Source organism: uncultured Shewanella sp., from assembly GCF_947501665.1.
Taxonomy (GTDB): domain Bacteria; phylum Pseudomonadota; class Gammaproteobacteria; order Enterobacterales; family Shewanellaceae; genus Shewanella.
This window is the reverse complement of the sequence record NZ_CANMWS010000003.1, coordinates 47,940-65,827: the sequence shown is the minus strand read 5'-3', so window position 1 is coordinate 65,827 and position 17,888 is coordinate 47,940. Positions and strand designations below refer to the sequence as shown.

Genomic DNA, 17,888 nt, shown 5'->3' with positions numbered 1-17,888 from the left:
CACCATTAATTAAAATGCTATCGCATTGCGCGTTCACTTTTCACTTTATCATAAGCAGTTTGAATATCTTGCGCTTTTTTCTTAGCTAATTCCATCATCTCAGGTGGTAACCCCTTCGCCACCAGTTTATCAGGATGATGCTCATTCATCAGTTTTCGATAAGCACGTTTAATATCTTGATTAGAGGTGTCCTTAGAGACACCAAGAATAGAATATGCGTCTTCTATTGTTGTTTTATTGGTGCTTCCGCCACTTTGATGAAACTTAAATTCAGCCTGCCATCGGGCCAATAATGCATCCAGTTGAGCCTGAGAACAACCTAGCTCTTGTGCTATCACAAGTAATACAGCATGCTCACTTGGCTCTAATTGAGCATCCGATAAAGCGGTTTGGATTTGAATTTCCAAAAACATTTGCACCAATTCACGCCGCCCCATGGCAATCATTCTGAATGTTTTTAGCTTCTCCTTTACATCAAAATCATCTGCCTTCCCTTGACGAAACGCCTCTTGAGCTTCTTTTCTTGCTTCCCCCTGTAATTGCATTTGATCCATGAGTGCTGTGGCGATACGAATATCATTTTGAGTCACTTGACCAGACGCTTTAGCAACATGCCCCATCACAGAAAAGGTCGTATTGAAAAAGAGTCGTTGCCGATTTGCAGCATTAGCAAACAAGGAACCTCCACCTTGACTACGATCATAAATATGACCTAACCACAAGCCTAACAAGCCTCCAACGATACGACCCAGCATAAAACCAATAATGAAACCAAAAACCTTACCAAAAATCCGCATCTAATTGCCTTTTGAAATATAGAAATAACTCATCAAAAATATTAATACTATGAAACTATACTTATTTATCAATCAACTTCTTTTCTAAACGATTTAATCTCTCAATTGTGCCCACATCACACCAATATGTTTTCATATGCTCACCAAAAATGGCACCTTGTTCCATATTCGCTTTCAACAAGGGGCCCAGAGGAAATCGCACGCGCTCACACTGTAAAAATAATGAGGGACAATACAAACCTATCCCAGCAAAAGTAAGCTTATTGTTCTCTGCGCCGCTCACCATATTATGAAAAAGACAAAAATCACCTTTTACATTATGCTCAGGATTATCAACTAACCAAATATAAGCTAACTGATTTTTTTCTAGCACTGGAATACAAGGCAACTTATCAATAAAAATATCACCATTAATCACCAAAAAAGGATCATCACCCAATAAAGGCAGTGCATACTTAATCCCCCCTCCAGTTTCTAATGCCGTATCTTCATGGCTGTAATGCAACCTGACTCCCCATTGTTCCCCAGATCCTAATGTTTGAATAATTTTATCACCTAACCAGGCAATATTAATCACAATATCCTGTACACCAATGCGAGCAAGGTTTTCTATATGATATTGAATTAAAGGTTTTTTATTAATTTTCACCAAGGGTTTAGGTATACTATCAGTTAAAGGGCGTAATCTCTCACCTCTGCCAGCAGCCAATATCATTGCCTTCATATCACCGTCTCAACTGTATCCATAAAATGAGGAATAAGTGCCAAATCTACCCAAGAACCAAAAGCGGCTAACTCTGGATAAGACAGTGCTATATCACGGATATAACCTAATGTTAACGGAATATCAGCTAAATAAGCAGACTTTTTATCTCTATGGTGCAATCGAGCAAAAATTCCTACTGCTTTGATATGCCGCTGCATTCCCATTAAATCAAACCATCGACGATATTGCGCTAGCGAGACAGTATTTGAAATATTACCGCACTCATGACTTTGTTGATAATGGTCATTCATCAAGTGCTCAACCACATTATCAGGCCAGCGTATATAGCAATCTCTAAGCAAAGAAACGACATCATAAGTAATGGGGCCAATAACCGCATCTTGAAAATCGATAACATGCAATTGATTATTTTTCACCATAATATTTCGGCAATGATAATCTCTATGCATACCCACATGAGGCTGCTCAAGTGCATTCTTTATCAAATATTCAAAAGTCACTAATAGCATTTGATGCTGTTCATCATTAAGTACGATAGAAAGATGGCACCTTAACAACCACTCTGTAAATATATCAAGTTCTTGCTGAATAAATGCTCTATCATATAGCGGTAAATCTCCCTGCTCTGTGGTCTTTACTTTTGTAATATGGCTAAGTACTTTCAGTGCAGTTTTATAATAATATTCAACATTATCACTCTTCAATATGGAAAATAATGAAATATCCCCCAAATCAGTGAGCAACAAAAATCCATTTTGCGTGTCTTTCGCTATCACCTCTGGTACATTAATACCCTTCTGAGCATAGATGTTTGCAATATCAATAAATTGTTGCAAAACTATTTGTTTGGGTGGTGAATCGACTACTATATAAGAGACATGATTAATAAACACTCGAAAGTAACGTCGTACACTAGCATCACCAGAAATAAGAATCGGTGACAAATCCATAGAAAAATGGTCATTTAACCACGCGGTAAGTTGAATAAATCTAAGATCTGACAAAGGATGCCTCATGGCTCTTGAATAAAAATTGCTTTATTATAACGAAAAAAATGAAATTGCTAGAAAAATAGACATAAATTATTTAGTAAAGTTGCCTCGAGAAGAACGGTATCTTTACCCTCTTTTAACCGGTTTGATAAAAAGCAAGTAACTAACTTAAGATGCAGATCCGTTATTTTCTGGCCATGAGCCTATTTCCAACACTCGTTTTAGCTGATAATTCGGCAGCAGTGCCTTCTTCCAGTTCGGTATGTATTATCGAGCCTAATCTGCCGCGTCAAATTCCAACGTCACCTTCTTCAGCTATCCAAGATCCATCAGAAGTCACTATTACCTCCAATGACTCTCAAGCACAACTCGGACAAAAAGCCATTTTTAATGGCAATGTTTCATTTATTCAAGGTTCGCGAAGCATTGCTGCCAATGAAGCGATTGTCGATCAGCAACAACAAAGTCTATCAGCAAATGGCGACTTAGTCTTTTCAGATAGCAGTTTTATCGTGACAGCTGATTCATTAGTTGCTCAGATGAGAAGCAATACAGCAACACTTCAAGGCACAAGTTATTGGCTCAAAGGCCAACAAGCACATGGTACCGCTGGAACACTGGAAATTACCAAAGAAAACAATTTAATACTATCACAAGCAACCATAACCACTTGTCCAGATCCTCAACCTGATTGGGTACTTGAGGCCAATAAAATTAAGATTGATAGTACAGAGGAATGGGGAGAAATTTGGGGAGCTAAATTAAGAGTTGCCGACATTCCCGTATTTTATTTGCCTTATATGACCATTCCCGTATCAAATAAACGAAAATCTGGATTTCTATTTCCCTCTTTTAGTTCAAGTACACGAAATGGTCTAGAATTTACCGTTCCCTATTATTGGAATATTGCCCCTGAATATGATTTAACGCTGACCCCGAACTATATGTCAAGTCGTGGACTATATACCAAAAGTGAATTTCGCTACCTCGCTGGCAGTGACAGCTCACCACAATCAGGCCAAATAAACTTAGAATATTTAGGAAACGATCAATATAAAAACTATAATTCAGATCGCTACCTTTATCATTGGCAACAACAGGGCAGTATAGGTCAAAATTGGCGAGTCATGGCCAACTATACCGATGTCTCTGATGATAACTACTTTAACGATCTAAGTTCTAACATCAGTACGGCTAGCAATAACCAACTCATTCGGGTTGGTGAAGCCAGTTACCTAGAAGAGAACTGGGATTTAACCACAAAAGTTCAAGATATTAAAGTGTTAGGTGAAAGTGACCAGCCTTATCAAGTCATGCCTCAACTCGATTATAATTATCGAGCCCCTGATGTCATTAAAGGGGTAGATTTTGATTTATTCAGTGAAGCCTCTCAATTTAAAGACCAAAATTCAGGGAATTATTCTTCTGCAACCCGTGTACATTTAGAGCCGAGTCTAGCTTATCCCATTCAAGGACCAGCAGGTTCGTTAACAACAGAGCTTAAGCTCCTACAAACGAACTATTCACAACAGGATAATACAAACTCAGGCCTTTCTGACAGTGTCAGTCGAACCTTGCCTGAAGCACGTATTTCTGGTCAGATTAATTTTGAACGCTATACAAATTATTTTAATCAAAATTACAGGCAAACACTGACTCCACAATTCCAATATCTCTATATTGGCTATCAAGATCAATCCGATATTGGAATTTATGATACAGCGGAACTGCAAAACGATTATTATGGATTATTTAGAGATAAACGCTACTCAGGCTTAGATAGAATTGCCGATGCAAATCAAATGACCGTCGGTATCACCACTAAGCTCTTTAATACCCAAAACAGAGAGATCTTTAAATTTAGTCTGGGACAAATCATTTATTTTCAAGATAGTCGTGTTATTTCAGAGTACAGTAATACAACTAATACAGCGACAACCAGTTCTACATTAGCATCAGATCTGTCTGCTCAACTTTATAATGATTGGTTTATTAGTGGCTCAGTTCAGTACAATACCCAAGATAATTCAAATACAAAAAACGAAGTATCATTAGATTATCGTCCAGCCCCAAATAAATTATTACAGGTCAGTTATCGATATGTGCCCGATCTTGTTAACACAAATACGGGAGTCACCTCTGACATATCTCAAACCGGCTTTCGAGGATCATGGCCCATTACAGACAATATATCACTTGTGGGTAATTGGTATTATGACTTAAGTGAAAAACAAAGCGTTGAAACCTACACAGGCTTTCAATATGATACCTGTTGTTGGGCCATTAGGGTGACTTATCATGATCGAATAAAAACCTCATATAGCAACGATACCTCAAGTGCTTACTTCCAAAGTGGTGTGTACGTAAACTTTATTATCAATGGGTTAGGTGGCTCTACAACCTCGAGTAGCTCAAGCTCCTCAGGAAGTTCTAGCGGCGGCTCATTAGATGCTGCAAGTATGCTAAATGATGGATTATTTAATTATCGAAGCCCCATATATTTAAATAATTAACCTAAATCAAACGAGTTCATAATGAACCTCAACATGAACTCGTAGTCCAAACTGGATAGAAAAGATCATTTCAACGATATAATGTATCGAAAATGACATAAACAAATGCCAAGGATTTTTGTGGATGAACACTTGTAAACGAGTAATTTTAACTTTTTTTGCATTCATGTTACTAAGTCAACATGTAATAGCAGCACCAAAACAACTCGATAGAATCGCAGTACAAGTCAATCAAGGTGTGATTTTAGAAAGTGAAATCACAGATATGATGCATACTGTTAAAGAGAATGCTAAACGAAACAATCAATCTCTTCCATCTGATCAAGCTTTACGTACTCAAATCATTGAAAGGCTGATCCTCACCCGCCTCCAAATGCAAATGGCCGAACGTATTGGATTACATATTGGCGATCTTCAATTAGATCAAACCATCTCCAATATCGCTAAAGATCAAAAAATAACCGTTGAGCAAATGAAACAACAGCTTGAAAGTGAAGGAACACCTTTTGCTGAATATCGCGAACAGCTTCGCCAAGAAATCACTATAGGCGAAATTCAACGTATTCAAGTGCAGCGTCGAATACAGGTCTCTCCCCAAGAAATTAATGGTCTGGTTGAATTAATTAAGCAGCAAGGACTCAAAAATGTGGAATTCCAAATTGGCCATATTCTCATTGATGTTCCCAATAATCCAACCAGTGAACAGTTAAAAGAAGCCAGTAAACGCGCATCAATTGTTTTAAAACGCCTCAAAGATGGCGCCGATTTTAAACGCACCGCGATAGCATCTTCATCGGGGCCTAAAGCCCTAGAAGGAGGAATATGGGATTACATGAACATCAATGAAATGCCCACCTTATTTGCAGAAGTCGTCAAAGATGCTAAAAAAGGTGATATCATAGGCCCCATTAAAAGCCAATCTGGTTTCCATATCATTAAAGTCATGGATGTCAGAGGGATGGAAACCAAAGAGTTGGATGAGGTTAAGTCACGTCATATCTTGATCAAGCCATCACCCATTTTATCTGAAGAACGAGCCAAAGCGATGCTAGAGAAGTTTCTCAAAGAAATACGCTCTGGAAAAGCAAAGTTTGAAGATCTTGCAAGACAGTATTCTGAAGATCCTGGTTCAAGCGCAAAAGGAGGAGAATTAGGCTGGGCCGATCCTAAGATTTATGTTCCCGCTTTTGCTCAAGAACTTGCTAGTTTACAAGTCGGCGAAATTAGTGAGCCTTTCCGCTCGAGTCATGGCTGGCATATTGTTCAATTAGAAAAGCGGCGCAAAACCGATGCTACCGATCAGTTTAATACCAATCGAGCTCATCAACTTATTTTCCGTCGTAAATTTAACGAAGAGTTACAAAACTGGTTAGATGAAATGAGAGCAGAAGCTTACATTGAAGTCTTTGAACCTAAAAATAATCGAGGTTAATCATATTGACCATTAAGCGAATTGCTATCACCCCCGGTGAACCTGCTGGGGTGGGACCAGAACTCGTGATCCAACTAGCTCAGCAGGCTTGGCCTGCTGAGCTAGTTGTGTGTGCCGATCCTGAACTATTACTCAATCGGGCTAAAAAAATTGGCTTACCACTCCAATTACGACCTTATCAGCCAAAGCAGGCCCCTAAAGCACAAGAAGCAGGCACGCTAACCATATCGCCTTTTCCACTAAACGAAGCTTCCATTTGCGGTGAACTTAACGAAGCAAATAGCCATTATGTCATTGACACATTGAATTACGCTGGTGAGAAAAACATGAGTGGTGAATTTGATGCCATCGTCACTGGCCCCGTTCATAAAGGCATTATAAACCAATCAGGTATTCCTTTTAGCGGCCATACTGAATTTTTTGCCCATCAAGCTAACTGCCAAGATGTGGTCATGATGCTTTCTGCACCTGGCTTGCATGTCGCCTTAGTAACAACACACATACCATTAGCCTATGTTGCTAAAGCGATTACACGGGATAGATTGCATCAAATAATAAAAATATTACATCATGACTTAATTAAAAAATTTGCCTTAAGCAGCCCTAGAATTTATGTGTGTGGACTTAACCCTCATGCAGGGGAAGATGGACACTTAGGCAGAGAAGAAATAGACACAATTATTCCCGCTTTGAATGAGCTAAGAAGTGACGGCATCGATATTGTAGGCCCATTGCCCGCTGATACTTTATTTCAAGCCAAATACCTTGATGATGCCGATGTCGTATTAGCCATGTATCATGATCAAGGCTTACCTGTGCTAAAATCCATGGGATTTGGAAACTCCGTCAATATCACTTTAGGCCTTCCATATATACGAACATCCGTTGATCACGGCACCGCCCTTGAGCTTGCAGGAACAGGAAAAGCCGATACCGGTAGTTTTATCTGCGCCCTTAACACCGCCATAGAGTTGGCCACAAAGACAAGTAAATAGCAAAATACATGAGTAATAAAGTACATTTAGGCCATACCGCCCGTAAGCGTTTCGGACAAAATTTCTTAACCGATCACAATATCATTAATAGTATCGTCGGGGCCATTGCACCTGATGATGAACACGTTATGGTTGAAATTGGCCCAGGCCTCGGTGCATTAACCGAACCCGTTGCCGAGGGCATTGAAAAGCTCACCGTTGTTGAGCTAGATAAAGATCTCGTTGAGCGCTTAAAGAGTCATCCAACCCTAAAAGATAAGCTAGATATTCATCAGGGTGACGCTCTGCAATTTGATTTTAGTCAACTAGTACAACATGATAAACAATTAAAAGTATTTGGTAATTTACCTTATAATATATCAACACCATTGATGTTTCATTTATTTGAGTTTTCACAATACATCAAAAATATGCACTTTATGTTGCAAAAAGAAGTGGTACTCAGGCTATCAGCAAGCCCTGGCACTAAAGCATACGGACGGCTCACGGTCATGGCACAATATTTTTGTCAAGTGATGCCCGTGCTTGAAGTACCACCGGGCTGTTTTACACCTGCGCCAAAGGTTGATTCTGCTGTTGTCAGGTTAGTTCCCTTCAAAACAAAACCTTACCCCTGTAAAGATGTAGAAGTGCTCCGTCATATTACCATGACAGCATTTAATATGCGTAGAAAAACATTGAGAAATAATTTAAAACAACTCATTTCTGATGCTGATTTTGAACAGTTAGGGATTGATTCAACGCGTCGACCTGAACAGATCAGTGTTCAAGAATACGTCGCACTCGCCAATTTGCTTTGCGATAAAAAGTAAACTTTTCGAGGCGATAATTCGCCTCATTTTATAACATGTTCATTTGGGGGTATTTATGAACAAACAAGGCTCCTCCATTAAAATAGATGTCACAACAGAATATATTGAAGAGCAATCATCGCCTCAAGAAAATAAGTTTTTATTTAGCTACACCATTAGAATAACGAATTTATCTCAAAAAAATGTGACATTAAAAAGTCGATATTGGCATATCACAGATGGAAATGGACAAGTACATGAAGTTAATGGTGAAGGTGTAGTGGGTAAAACACCTTTAATTAAACCGCAAAAATCTTACCAATACACCAGTGGTACCATGCTCACAACGCCAATGGGACTAATGACGGGTCACTATACAATGCAAACTAACAACAATGTGGAATTTAATGCCCCAATTCCAGTGTTCCGTTTAGCCATTCCTGGGATCATTCACTGAATATGGCAAACTATTATATTGGCGATATCCAAGGATGTTTTGATGAGTTAACCCTGTTATTAGACAAAGTCAATTTCAATCCTTCAAAAGATACATTATGGTTAGTCGGTGATTTAATTGCTAGAGGGCCAAAATCATTAGAAACACTTAACTTTGTAAAATCATTAGATAACGCTGCCCATTGCGTATTAGGTAATCATGAATTACATTTTCTGGCTGTGCACGCAGGTTTTCATCAAGTTAATCCCAAAGATAATCTAGGCACATTACTCACTAACAAACACATTAATCAATTAGTCGACTGGCTTCGTGAACAACCACTTTGTCATATTAATACCAAACAACATATTATCATGACCCATGCCGGTATCCCCCCAATGTGGTCACTTGACACATTAATCACGCAAACTCAAGCAGTGAGTCAACAATTAACCTCATCAGATTACCTTAAACTGATAAAAAGCATGTACCGTAATGATATTAATCAATGGCATGATAATTTGACACAAAGCGAACAAGCCATTTACACCATTAATGCTCTTACCCGTATGCGATACTTACATGCTGATCTCAGTCTCGATTTTCATGAAAAATCCTCACCACACGACAATAGCGATATAAAGTTAACCCCATGGTTCACTCATCAACCAGCTTTAGCGCAAGACTATACACTTATCTTTGGTCATTGGGCCTCACTCATGGGAGACGTAAACAATACGCATTATAAAGCTCTGGACACAGGTTGTTGCTGGGGTAATTATTTAACCTTATGGCATCAAGAAACCAATGAGCACATCATCCAAAAAAACCTTTTTAATCATATTCATAGTAAATAATCGTTAAAAAATTAACACTCCTAATGAGTCAAATTCCGACACCTAGATCAGATTAATTTTATCTTGAATCGCTACCCAACCAGCAGGCTCTTTAATCAGTGCATCAGCCTTACCATAATCAGGTTCTCCTGAACGTATAGCTTGGGCAAACAACTCCCGTACAATGTCCATAGCAGGCCCTGAGCCGCCAAACACTTTACACAGCTGCAACTCTTGAAACGCTCTCCAATGCAATAAAACAGAAGTTTGCGCCACAATGGCTTTATGTTTAGCGGCCATCACACCACCAAATACCGAAGCACCACAGCCGATAAGCCCACTGGCTAGTGCCATTGGAATACAATCTGACACAAGTTGCCCCCCTCGAGTCGTCGCCTTAATTTTCTTCATTAACATAACCACAGCACAAAGCTCTGTTAAATACTCACTTTGCTTGAAACGCTTTGAAATTTGATTGATACGCGCAATATGCGCTAGCGTTTTTGCCGATGCACGAGTGTGCCTTGCTATCCCTGTCGTATTAACTTGCGTCACAACAGATCCAAAATTCCCCCCGAGTGATACTAACCCCCCACCGATTTTTTTCCACCTACGGTTTCGCAAATATTTCTTAACTTTTGGAGAATGATTGCCGACTGCTTCATGACCATGACTAATAAAAAGAGGATTGGGCACTCTTTCTGGCTTAACTCTGCCTTCATGAACATCCATGATCGATGAGATACCATCGTTTGCGATCCCTGCCCAGTTAAAACCACAAATCTCATCAATAACAGAACAGGTTATAGCCAAGCCTTCCATTTTATTTTCATTTAAATGCCTCTTAAATTCATTTTTATTCATACTCTACTCCAAACGTTATTAATGTATTGAATAAGAATATTAATTATAGAAGAGGATAATATTTATGCCATTGCAATTAAAATATTAAAGTGTAAGCTAAAATTATGACCTAAACTAACAATTATGAGAAGTAATCCTTTACATTAATTATCTAAAACAAATATATCAATCAACAGTTAATAAAAAGGATCACACCTTAAAGGAACCTAAAATGCCTAACTTTAAACAACTCGACACAATTAAAGAAAAAAAATTAGCCGATCTAAAAATGCATCAGTTAAATCATATATTATGTCGCTACAATGATTATATAAAAGGAGTTAAGTTTAATGGTTACACTATAAGTATAGGGAATATAATAGAATTTCATTTCAATCAGCCAAAAGATTTAACTATAAAACAGCAGAAAAAAGTTCAGGAGTTAATTGATAGAGCCATTAGTGATGGTTTCAATAATGAAAATAGAGCAATATCAGCCCCAGCTATTGAGCTTTCACAAAAAAATAAACAAATAACGTTATAAAAAATCAATATCTGAAAGATATCATTATTAAGTTATTGAATAAAAAATAAATGTTATTCGCTATATCATTATCTGAACACCATAACAATCGACACAACTAGTTAATATAATGATATTTATTTTGTATTCAACTTATCCACCAATCATAACGGTCGCACATCCTAAAACAATACTTCCACCATGGGATGTTGAATCTCCCATTCTTGCCGCTGGCATATTACAAATAAGCACTGTCATGCTGCCTGCCACTATGGTATCAGGCGGACCAACACAAGTACAAGATTGACCGACGACTGCTGCAGGTAGTTTACCGATTAATACCGTAGAGGCATTTCCAGGTAAAACCGGCCCACCCACATGAGGTACAACCCCCGTAACCATAGGACAAACATGAAGATCTGTCGCTCTAGCGGCTAACGTCATCATTCCCCCTTTTTTACTTCCGTTTTTGACTAATTAATTGTAGTCAAAGACCCACTAATTTGTGCAATTCCACTTGAAGTCACCTTAGATGTAGCTGAACCATTAAGCTCTGCTGTCACCCCCTTTACTGTCGCCGTTGCTTGTCCTTCAACAGTCACACTTGCTCCTTTTAATTCAGCCGTTCCTGTAGCCTCAATTGAAATAGAAGGAGAGCTAATACTGATACTTGAACTCGACATACTGATTTCGCTACTGCCACAAGTCAACTTAATAGAACTGGAACCATCAAGGGTAATATTCGTTCCACTATGGTCCATATCACTTGAAGCAGTAAAGCTGACATTCTCTGATGCACTTCCACTGATTGAAGCTGCCGATATAAACGATAAATCTTCAGTAGCATCTAGCTTCATCGTTTTAGTTGCCTTTATTGAATACGCATCTTCAGTTGAAATAATTGCAGCTCCGGTAACCGTTTGGGTATAAGACTTATCAACTTGATGGGTTTCATCCCCCTGAATTTGAGCAGCGCGATTATTTTTCACTAATACATTAAAATCTTTCTCACTTTGTAAATAAATCTCTTCATTATCTTTCTTATCATCAAAACGAAATACATGTGCGTTACTCGCACTGCCACTCGGTGTAGATCGTGTCATCAAGCCAAATTGTGTACTGGACTCAAAAGGTGGAGCACTTTTATCATCGTATAACGCACCAAGCACAATTGGGTTATCTGGATTGCCATCAATAAAACCAACTAAAACCTCATCGCCTATTCTTGGCGTAAACATCATACCAAATCCTTGGCCAATCATTGCTTGAGAGACTCGAATCCATGCACTGGAGTTTTCATCTAATTTCCCTTCTAGATCCCAATGAAATTGCACTTTGATACGATTTTGTGTATCACGGTAAATTTCATTTCCACTCGGTCCTACCACTACAGCACTTTGAAGGCTATGTATTTGACTCGCTGGAAAAGGAAAGTTCTTATACTCTATATCGATAGGTAATGCACTTATTCTATTGTTATAATGAACTTCCCCTACTCCTTCAGCACTAATGTTATGATAACATTCAAGTATAATATAAGTTTGGTTCAAAGCACTGTCTTCATGGCCAGAAAGTGTAAACTGCTTCCCCCCCATCAATGAAACTAGATTAGATGTCCCTATGTACTTAATCGACTGACTATCAAATGATTGAATGGCTAATTTAGCTTTTTTCGAGCTTTGCGCTGTTGTTGTAGAGCGACTCGGGTAAATATAATAACTCTGGGGTACTTGAGCACAATCGCTAGCAGAATATTGCTCTCCACTATCAAGTAAAGATACCAAAGCCATTGAATAATCACTGCTTCTAGCTGTACCTATTGAGGCTTGATAATGAGGAGACCATGTCTTAATACAATCAAATTTATTACTTGAACCTATTAAGTATTCTGCTATTGCGGGATCACATGAAGAAAACCCTTCATTGTTATCACTAATAATCAATTTACTAACATCTGATTCATCAGAAAAATGATAATGCCAACCAACTTCTGACATTATTCGACAAATAAAATCATAATTTGATTCATTAAATTGAACACAGTACTCTCGAACTTCATCATCACCAATTAATTTAAATTCAAAGCAGCCAGAATAATTCAATTCACTAAAAATAGTTGAAATAATACTTTGTGTTGTAACACTCTGAAATATACGGCAATTAGAAGAATCTCTCAATAATTCAAACCAAGGATTCGCTACCCATTCAAAACGATATACCCCTGTCACAATATCATAGTCAAGTAAATTATAAGAATATAAGCAGCTTAGATAGACAATTATATCACCAGTAGTTTGAGTATATGAAATCTTTATATCTGTACCGATTTTATCTGCTGTCATAGGCTCACTCGACAATAATACACCTCGGCACTGATTCCCATCTCCAACCATTTGGCAAACAGTAACACTTTCCAATGAATATTCTTCACTTTTATCTACTGTTAATATTAAACGTCTACTGGCTATTTCTAATTCATTAGACATTCACTTTCCTTTTTAGTATACAATTTCAAATAAAACATATTTACAATATCAATCTAATTTATGCATAGTCCTTTCTTCTTTAATAACATTCAATTTACTCGGTAAATTAAATCCATCAATAAGATTAAATATCAAGTGAAGACGTTCTTTCCCTTTGACTTCAATATCAATCCTATACCTATCTAACTGATAGTTAAGTAAATAATTTTTTGTAAATGGATTATAGCTAATTGTCGAATCATTAAAGAACCTAAATAATGCCCAATCTCCAGAGTAATTACGTTCTGCTAACTTCATTCCATTAAAAAAGAAATTAGCCGATAGTGGAAAGTTATTCATGTCCATAGGCCAAGTCAATTTACTCCACAAACGTGGACCTTGTTGATAATTTAATAATACACTCTCTGTCAACAAGTCAAAACGTGTCGCTGAAGATGATAAATTTCTTGGTTTAATACTCAGTATGAGTTCTAATTGATTATCGGGATTATCAAATAGTTCATTTGTAATTTGTAGGCCTCTATTAATCTCTTTCAGGACAGTAGTATTCAATGGGAATTTAATTCCATCTGACACAATAGCTGTCATTTTATCACCTTGCCCCATCACAAATGGCGCCAAATAAAATTGATAAAATGTGTCCAGTACTCCGTCATATTTAAAAAAATCAGCAAAACGAACCAAAGTAACATCTTCAGTACTATTTACATTAAATGGATAATACTGACCTAAGTCACGCTTAAAGTTCTTTCCAATTTCTACCTCCCACTGACGTTGAATATAGCGGTTAGCTTGATTAAACAATAAAGAAACTGACTGTGTAGAAATCGACTCTCCCCAATGGGCAACTGATACAGGTAAAGATGCGGCTTGTAACCTAATTAATGACATGGGATCTGGCTCATTGTCAATATGAGCTTTAGCTGATTCAAGCCATGCAGCGCCCGGCACAGGAGCTTGTTCATTTTTAACAATAAAGTCATTCAACCCAACCAGTAATGATTGAAACTCTGCAAGGGAACCTGCAACAACAGACTTTTCATTAAATGTATGAATAATATCTGAAAATGCATTATTCACAACACGCTCTGGCTGGTTAGTGTCATCGAATTCATCATCTTGGGTTGCATCTCTGGCTAACTTAGTATTTTCTCTCACCTGCTCGAGAAAAAGAATCAAAGGACTTTGTACAGGATCTTTCAACAAAGTCAGCGCATTTCTAAAAGCATTGCTATTAGAAAATCGGTTAATCGATACATTTACAAGTAAGTCATTCCAATAATAAATATATTCACTAAAATATAATTCCTGTATTTTATTACTCAAACTCACAAGTTCTGCTATCGTAGTCTCCGATTTATCCCCATTGATTTTTTTAATTTCATATAACCTTTTCTTTATCAACTCAGACTCTTCTGACAAGCTTTCTCTCGATGCTTCAAAGCCTCTTTTTGTGTAGAAAAAAGGAATATGGGTCACTTTAGATTCACTTGGAAGCGTAAATATTGTATAGAATCCTTGGCCAATAGCATCAGCAATATCAATTAACTTCTTATTTTGTACTTCACTTTTAATACTATTATAAATCAACCTATAATAAGGCACACCACGTAAGTGATTATCCGCTGATTCAATCAATTCAGGATCTGCTGCAAGCTCTGTGTAGTCAAAACTAAACAGCTCCTCCATTTGATAGCGAAGCATTCGACTTTGATGAGGAGTAAGATCGACATAATTATGAGAAGCAGACATTAAATACACAATAAGTTTATCTTTATCTAATTCGGAATAGTCAAAAAACATCATATAATAATGCAATAGCTCAAAAACTTCTCCTGAGTTATTTAATGCTATTTCAATACGTAAATCATTGGCAACAAATTCAATAAACAAAGGTAATAACATTAATTCTAACTGAATATTATAGGCATGCTTTAATTCCTCCTCAATATTATTATTACCAAATAAATATAGTAACCCCTTTGAAAAACTTTCTTTATTCGAACTTTCATAGAGAACTCTTAAGTTATCAAGTTGGGACAAAATAATATGAAAATTTTGAATTGTCGGCTTAACCTCAGACATTTGCGCAGTATACTTATCAACTTTCATTGACATATTACCAGTAAAATCATCTTGTAATTTCATATTTTTATATTGAATATAAATACTTCCAAAAGCAATAACAGCTAAAATAATAAATAAAAAAATACGGAAATACTGGTACCTTCTTTCTCTTTTCTTATTAACACCGACAAGTTGTGATTCAGGTAAAATAATCTTTCCTACAAGATGCATAGAAAACAAACTACGGCCTTGAGTTTGAGACAGTTGATGATCATTAGATTTAAACCCTAATGACTCACCCACATCTTTTAATAAGATATCCATCTTACGTTTAGCATCACCCGCAGAAAACATGTAATACCCACGGTAGAAAAAAATATCACGCAAACGACTCTCAGCAAATAACACTGAGTAAAAGCGTTGAATCGACAGTTTTAGCAATTTAAGTTGAAAAGTGACAGCGACAATAGATGACCAATTTTCCGTTTTTTTACTATCATTCAATTCTTTGGATTGTAAAAGGCTAATTTCATGAACGGTACGGCTATATTCTTCTTCAAACCATTGCGCATTAAATTGGCTTTTACCATTCTTTTCTAAAGGAACACAAGATCCAAAAGGTTGTTCAGCCTCAATACCAGAGAAATTTGAAAAATATTCACTAATATCACTAACCTCATCTAATGCATCGAATAAAGTATAAACAGGTAAGATTAAACCGGACTCAACATTGAAGTGATTAATCGAGCGCTGTAATCCACGAGCCAATACATCTCCATCACTATCCACCTCTTTATCATCTAAAATTGTTTTACAGCGTGCAATAGTAATAATGCCATTTACAGCTTGACGAGGACGATATTTATATAATAATTTCGCTAAAAAAATCAATAGCTCTTCTTTTTCTTTTTCTGTATTAAATATATCTTCAGTCAATTGAAAGATAAGTAACTCATCACTACCCCATACTCTAAATAGCCTGTCTGCCTCCACATCATCTGAATTGACATTATTCAGATTATTAAGGTATAAAAACCGTTTAGCATCCACTCGCTTTCCTGCCAACAAAATATACCAGGGTAAAGAATGCAGGCATTTTCCATTTTTATATTTTCGTCCATAAATCGTTTTCAATGCTCCAACAAATTGCCTTTCAATGAGCATTTTTCCCCTTTTTATTTCAACCTCTAAAGGAGTGAGTTCCACTTTTTCTTTTGTTGAATTAAGATAATAGCCAATAATAAAAGCTGAGACGACAATAAGCCCTCCTCCCAAGACCATTAACATTTCATCACCAATTTCCACTCGATAAATATAAGCAATAATCGCGATGATAATAACAATCAGCAACCAGGCAGCGAAGGCCCACCTCCATTTACTTGGCATGAATAAAGCTCTCCTTTTTATAATATCTGACTCTTCCGGACTGAGAGTACCTTAAATGAAGAAGATCATTTAAATGCTCACCTTGTTGATAAATTTTTCCCGCAAATAAATTAACTAAGGCCTCGTTTCCCTTAACTTGTAATTGCACATCAAAGCCAGCAAGTATCAAGTGCTTCATTAAATTTTTAGCCTTTCCCCTTTCCATAGGTTCTGGTAACTGAACATACCATCCAGTTTTAGGAGGCTTATAGGTAATATTTTCATCAATAAATTCATCATCTGAAAAGTGTAAATACAAATCTTCTGAATTTTCAACGCTCTGCAAATGAACAAATTGCTGTGAAACACTCTCAACCCATTTTTCATAAAAAATATAAGATGTCGCACCAACAGCCAGTACAACCAGTAAAGTTAATGAGATCCATAAACTATAAGCAATAAACTTTATCTGACTCTTAGGTTTAAGCTTTTTAGTATGATCACTGAGTTTTAAAGAATGATAATTTTTATAATTAAAAATACATTCATATAGTTCTGAAGCATATTCATTAAGTAAATATTGAGATTCAAACCGATATTTTCCCATAAATCCAATTTTCAGTAATACAAATTGCAACTCAATAAAATCAAGTAATTTTTTAGGTTGATACTTAGCTTTCTCGAGTAAATCAAAAAAAACTTCTCCACCATTATTTTGATTAAAGAAGTGATTTAATAATGTTGCATTTTCCCATCCAGCACTCTTTCCCCAATTGCTATATATAATCGCTTCGTCCGTTGCTGCACACACAATAAAACAGGCTTTATCTAAAACACTAGGATGATAATCTAATAACACTCCTTTACGCCTTATCAACATAATTTTATTAATAAGTTCTTGCCGATAAAATGCAAGATCAGCAGGTCTTATCTGCCTAGGGATGGCCAAGAGTATGGCAATATATTCAACATACAAATCTAATAATGCATTATCAGTATAAGGTAATTGTAATTCCTTCACCTTCTCTTGCATTAAGTCATCATTACCCGAATCTAATGCTTCATTATTATCTAACCCCATGATT

General features: G+C 36.9%; 15 protein-coding genes. 7 read left to right on the top strand and 8 right to left on the bottom strand.

Annotated features, from left to right (window positions below; all coding sequences use genetic code 11):
- Window positions 1-17 precede the first annotated feature (17 nt).
- The 3 genes from djlA to Q0976_RS02890 all read right to left on the bottom strand — a co-directional run bounded on the left by djlA (window position 18) and on the right by Q0976_RS02890 (window position 2,528).
- Window positions 18-797, bottom strand: a complete 780-nt coding sequence (gene djlA / locus Q0976_RS02900) for a co-chaperone DjlA (RefSeq protein ID WP_299490791.1) — start codon at window positions 795-797, stop codon at window positions 18-20.
- 61 nt (window positions 798-858) lie between these two features.
- Entirely contained in the window at window positions 859-1,521 is a 663-nt protein-coding gene (gene murU / locus Q0976_RS02895; RefSeq protein ID WP_299490788.1) for an N-acetylmuramate alpha-1-phosphate uridylyltransferase MurU, read from the bottom strand.
- Window positions 1,518-2,528: a phosphotransferase gene (locus Q0976_RS02890; RefSeq protein WP_299490785.1), complete on the bottom strand. Its 1,011-nt coding sequence runs from the start codon at window positions 2,526-2,528 to the stop codon at window positions 1,518-1,520. Before Q0976_RS02890 ends, murU begins: the two co-directional genes overlap by 4 nt.
- A gap of 161 nt (window positions 2,529-2,689) precedes the next feature.
- Between Q0976_RS02890 and lptD the strand changes: the two genes are divergently transcribed.
- The 6 genes from lptD to Q0976_RS02860 all read left to right on the top strand — a co-directional run bounded on the left by lptD (window position 2,690) and on the right by Q0976_RS02860 (window position 9,540).
- A complete protein-coding gene (lptD, locus tag Q0976_RS02885; RefSeq protein WP_299490783.1) occupies window positions 2,690-5,029 on the top strand; it encodes an LPS assembly protein LptD in 2,340 nt (779 codons plus the stop codon).
- 124 nt (window positions 5,030-5,153) lie between these two features.
- Window positions 5,154-6,461, top strand: coding sequence for a peptidylprolyl isomerase SurA (gene surA / locus Q0976_RS02880; RefSeq protein ID WP_299490781.1), 1,308 nt, complete (start codon window positions 5,154-5,156; stop codon window positions 6,459-6,461).
- A 5-nt stretch (window positions 6,462-6,466) separates the two neighbouring features.
- Window positions 6,467-7,456 (top strand): 4-hydroxythreonine-4-phosphate dehydrogenase PdxA, encoded by a 990-nt coding sequence (gene pdxA, locus Q0976_RS02875; RefSeq protein WP_299490779.1) that lies wholly within the window; start codon window positions 6,467-6,469, stop codon window positions 7,454-7,456.
- 8 nt (window positions 7,457-7,464) lie between these two features.
- Window positions 7,465-8,268 carry a 16S rRNA (adenine(1518)-N(6)/adenine(1519)-N(6))-dimethyltransferase RsmA gene (gene rsmA, locus Q0976_RS02870; protein WP_299490776.1) on the top strand — a complete coding sequence of 268 codons (804 nt, stop codon included), beginning with the start codon at window positions 7,465-7,467 and terminating at the stop codon, window positions 8,266-8,268.
- Between the two features lie 55 nt (window positions 8,269-8,323).
- Entirely contained in the window at window positions 8,324-8,704 is a 381-nt protein-coding gene (gene apaG / locus Q0976_RS02865) for a Co2+/Mg2+ efflux protein ApaG (protein ID WP_299490774.1), read from the top strand.
- A 2-nt stretch (window positions 8,705-8,706) separates the two neighbouring features.
- Entirely contained in the window at window positions 8,707-9,540 is an 834-nt protein-coding gene (locus Q0976_RS02860; RefSeq protein ID WP_299490772.1) for a symmetrical bis(5'-nucleosyl)-tetraphosphatase, read from the top strand.
- A 42-nt stretch (window positions 9,541-9,582) separates the two neighbouring features.
- Here Q0976_RS02860 and Q0976_RS02855 read toward each other — a convergent pair whose 3' ends face one another.
- A complete protein-coding gene (locus Q0976_RS02855) occupies window positions 9,583-10,383 on the bottom strand; it encodes a hypothetical protein (RefSeq protein WP_299490769.1) in 801 nt (266 codons plus the stop codon).
- A 211-nt stretch (window positions 10,384-10,594) separates the two neighbouring features.
- Between Q0976_RS02855 and Q0976_RS02850 the strand changes: the two genes are divergently transcribed.
- A complete protein-coding gene (locus tag Q0976_RS02850) occupies window positions 10,595-10,906 on the top strand; it encodes a hypothetical protein (protein ID WP_299490766.1) in 312 nt (103 codons plus the stop codon).
- 132 nt (window positions 10,907-11,038) lie between these two features.
- Here Q0976_RS02850 and Q0976_RS02845 read toward each other — a convergent pair whose 3' ends face one another.
- From Q0976_RS02845 to icmH, 4 genes are read right to left on the bottom strand one after another with little or no spacing between them, the layout of a single operon-like run.
- A complete protein-coding gene (locus Q0976_RS02845; RefSeq protein ID WP_299491072.1) occupies window positions 11,039-11,329 on the bottom strand; it encodes a PAAR domain-containing protein in 291 nt (96 codons plus the stop codon).
- 29 nt (window positions 11,330-11,358) lie between these two features.
- Entirely contained in the window at window positions 11,359-13,371 is a 2,013-nt protein-coding gene (tssI, locus tag Q0976_RS02840) for a type VI secretion system tip protein TssI/VgrG (RefSeq protein ID WP_299490764.1), read from the bottom strand.
- A gap of 48 nt (window positions 13,372-13,419) precedes the next feature.
- A complete protein-coding gene (gene tssM, locus Q0976_RS02835) occupies window positions 13,420-16,824 on the bottom strand; it encodes a type VI secretion system membrane subunit TssM (protein WP_299490761.1) in 3,405 nt (1,134 codons plus the stop codon).
- A complete protein-coding gene (gene icmH / locus Q0976_RS02830; protein ID WP_299490759.1) occupies window positions 16,814-17,884 on the bottom strand; it encodes a type IVB secretion system protein IcmH/DotU in 1,071 nt (356 codons plus the stop codon). The genes tssM and icmH overlap by 11 nt, the downstream gene beginning before the upstream one ends.
- Window positions 17,885-17,888: the final 4 nt, after the last annotated feature.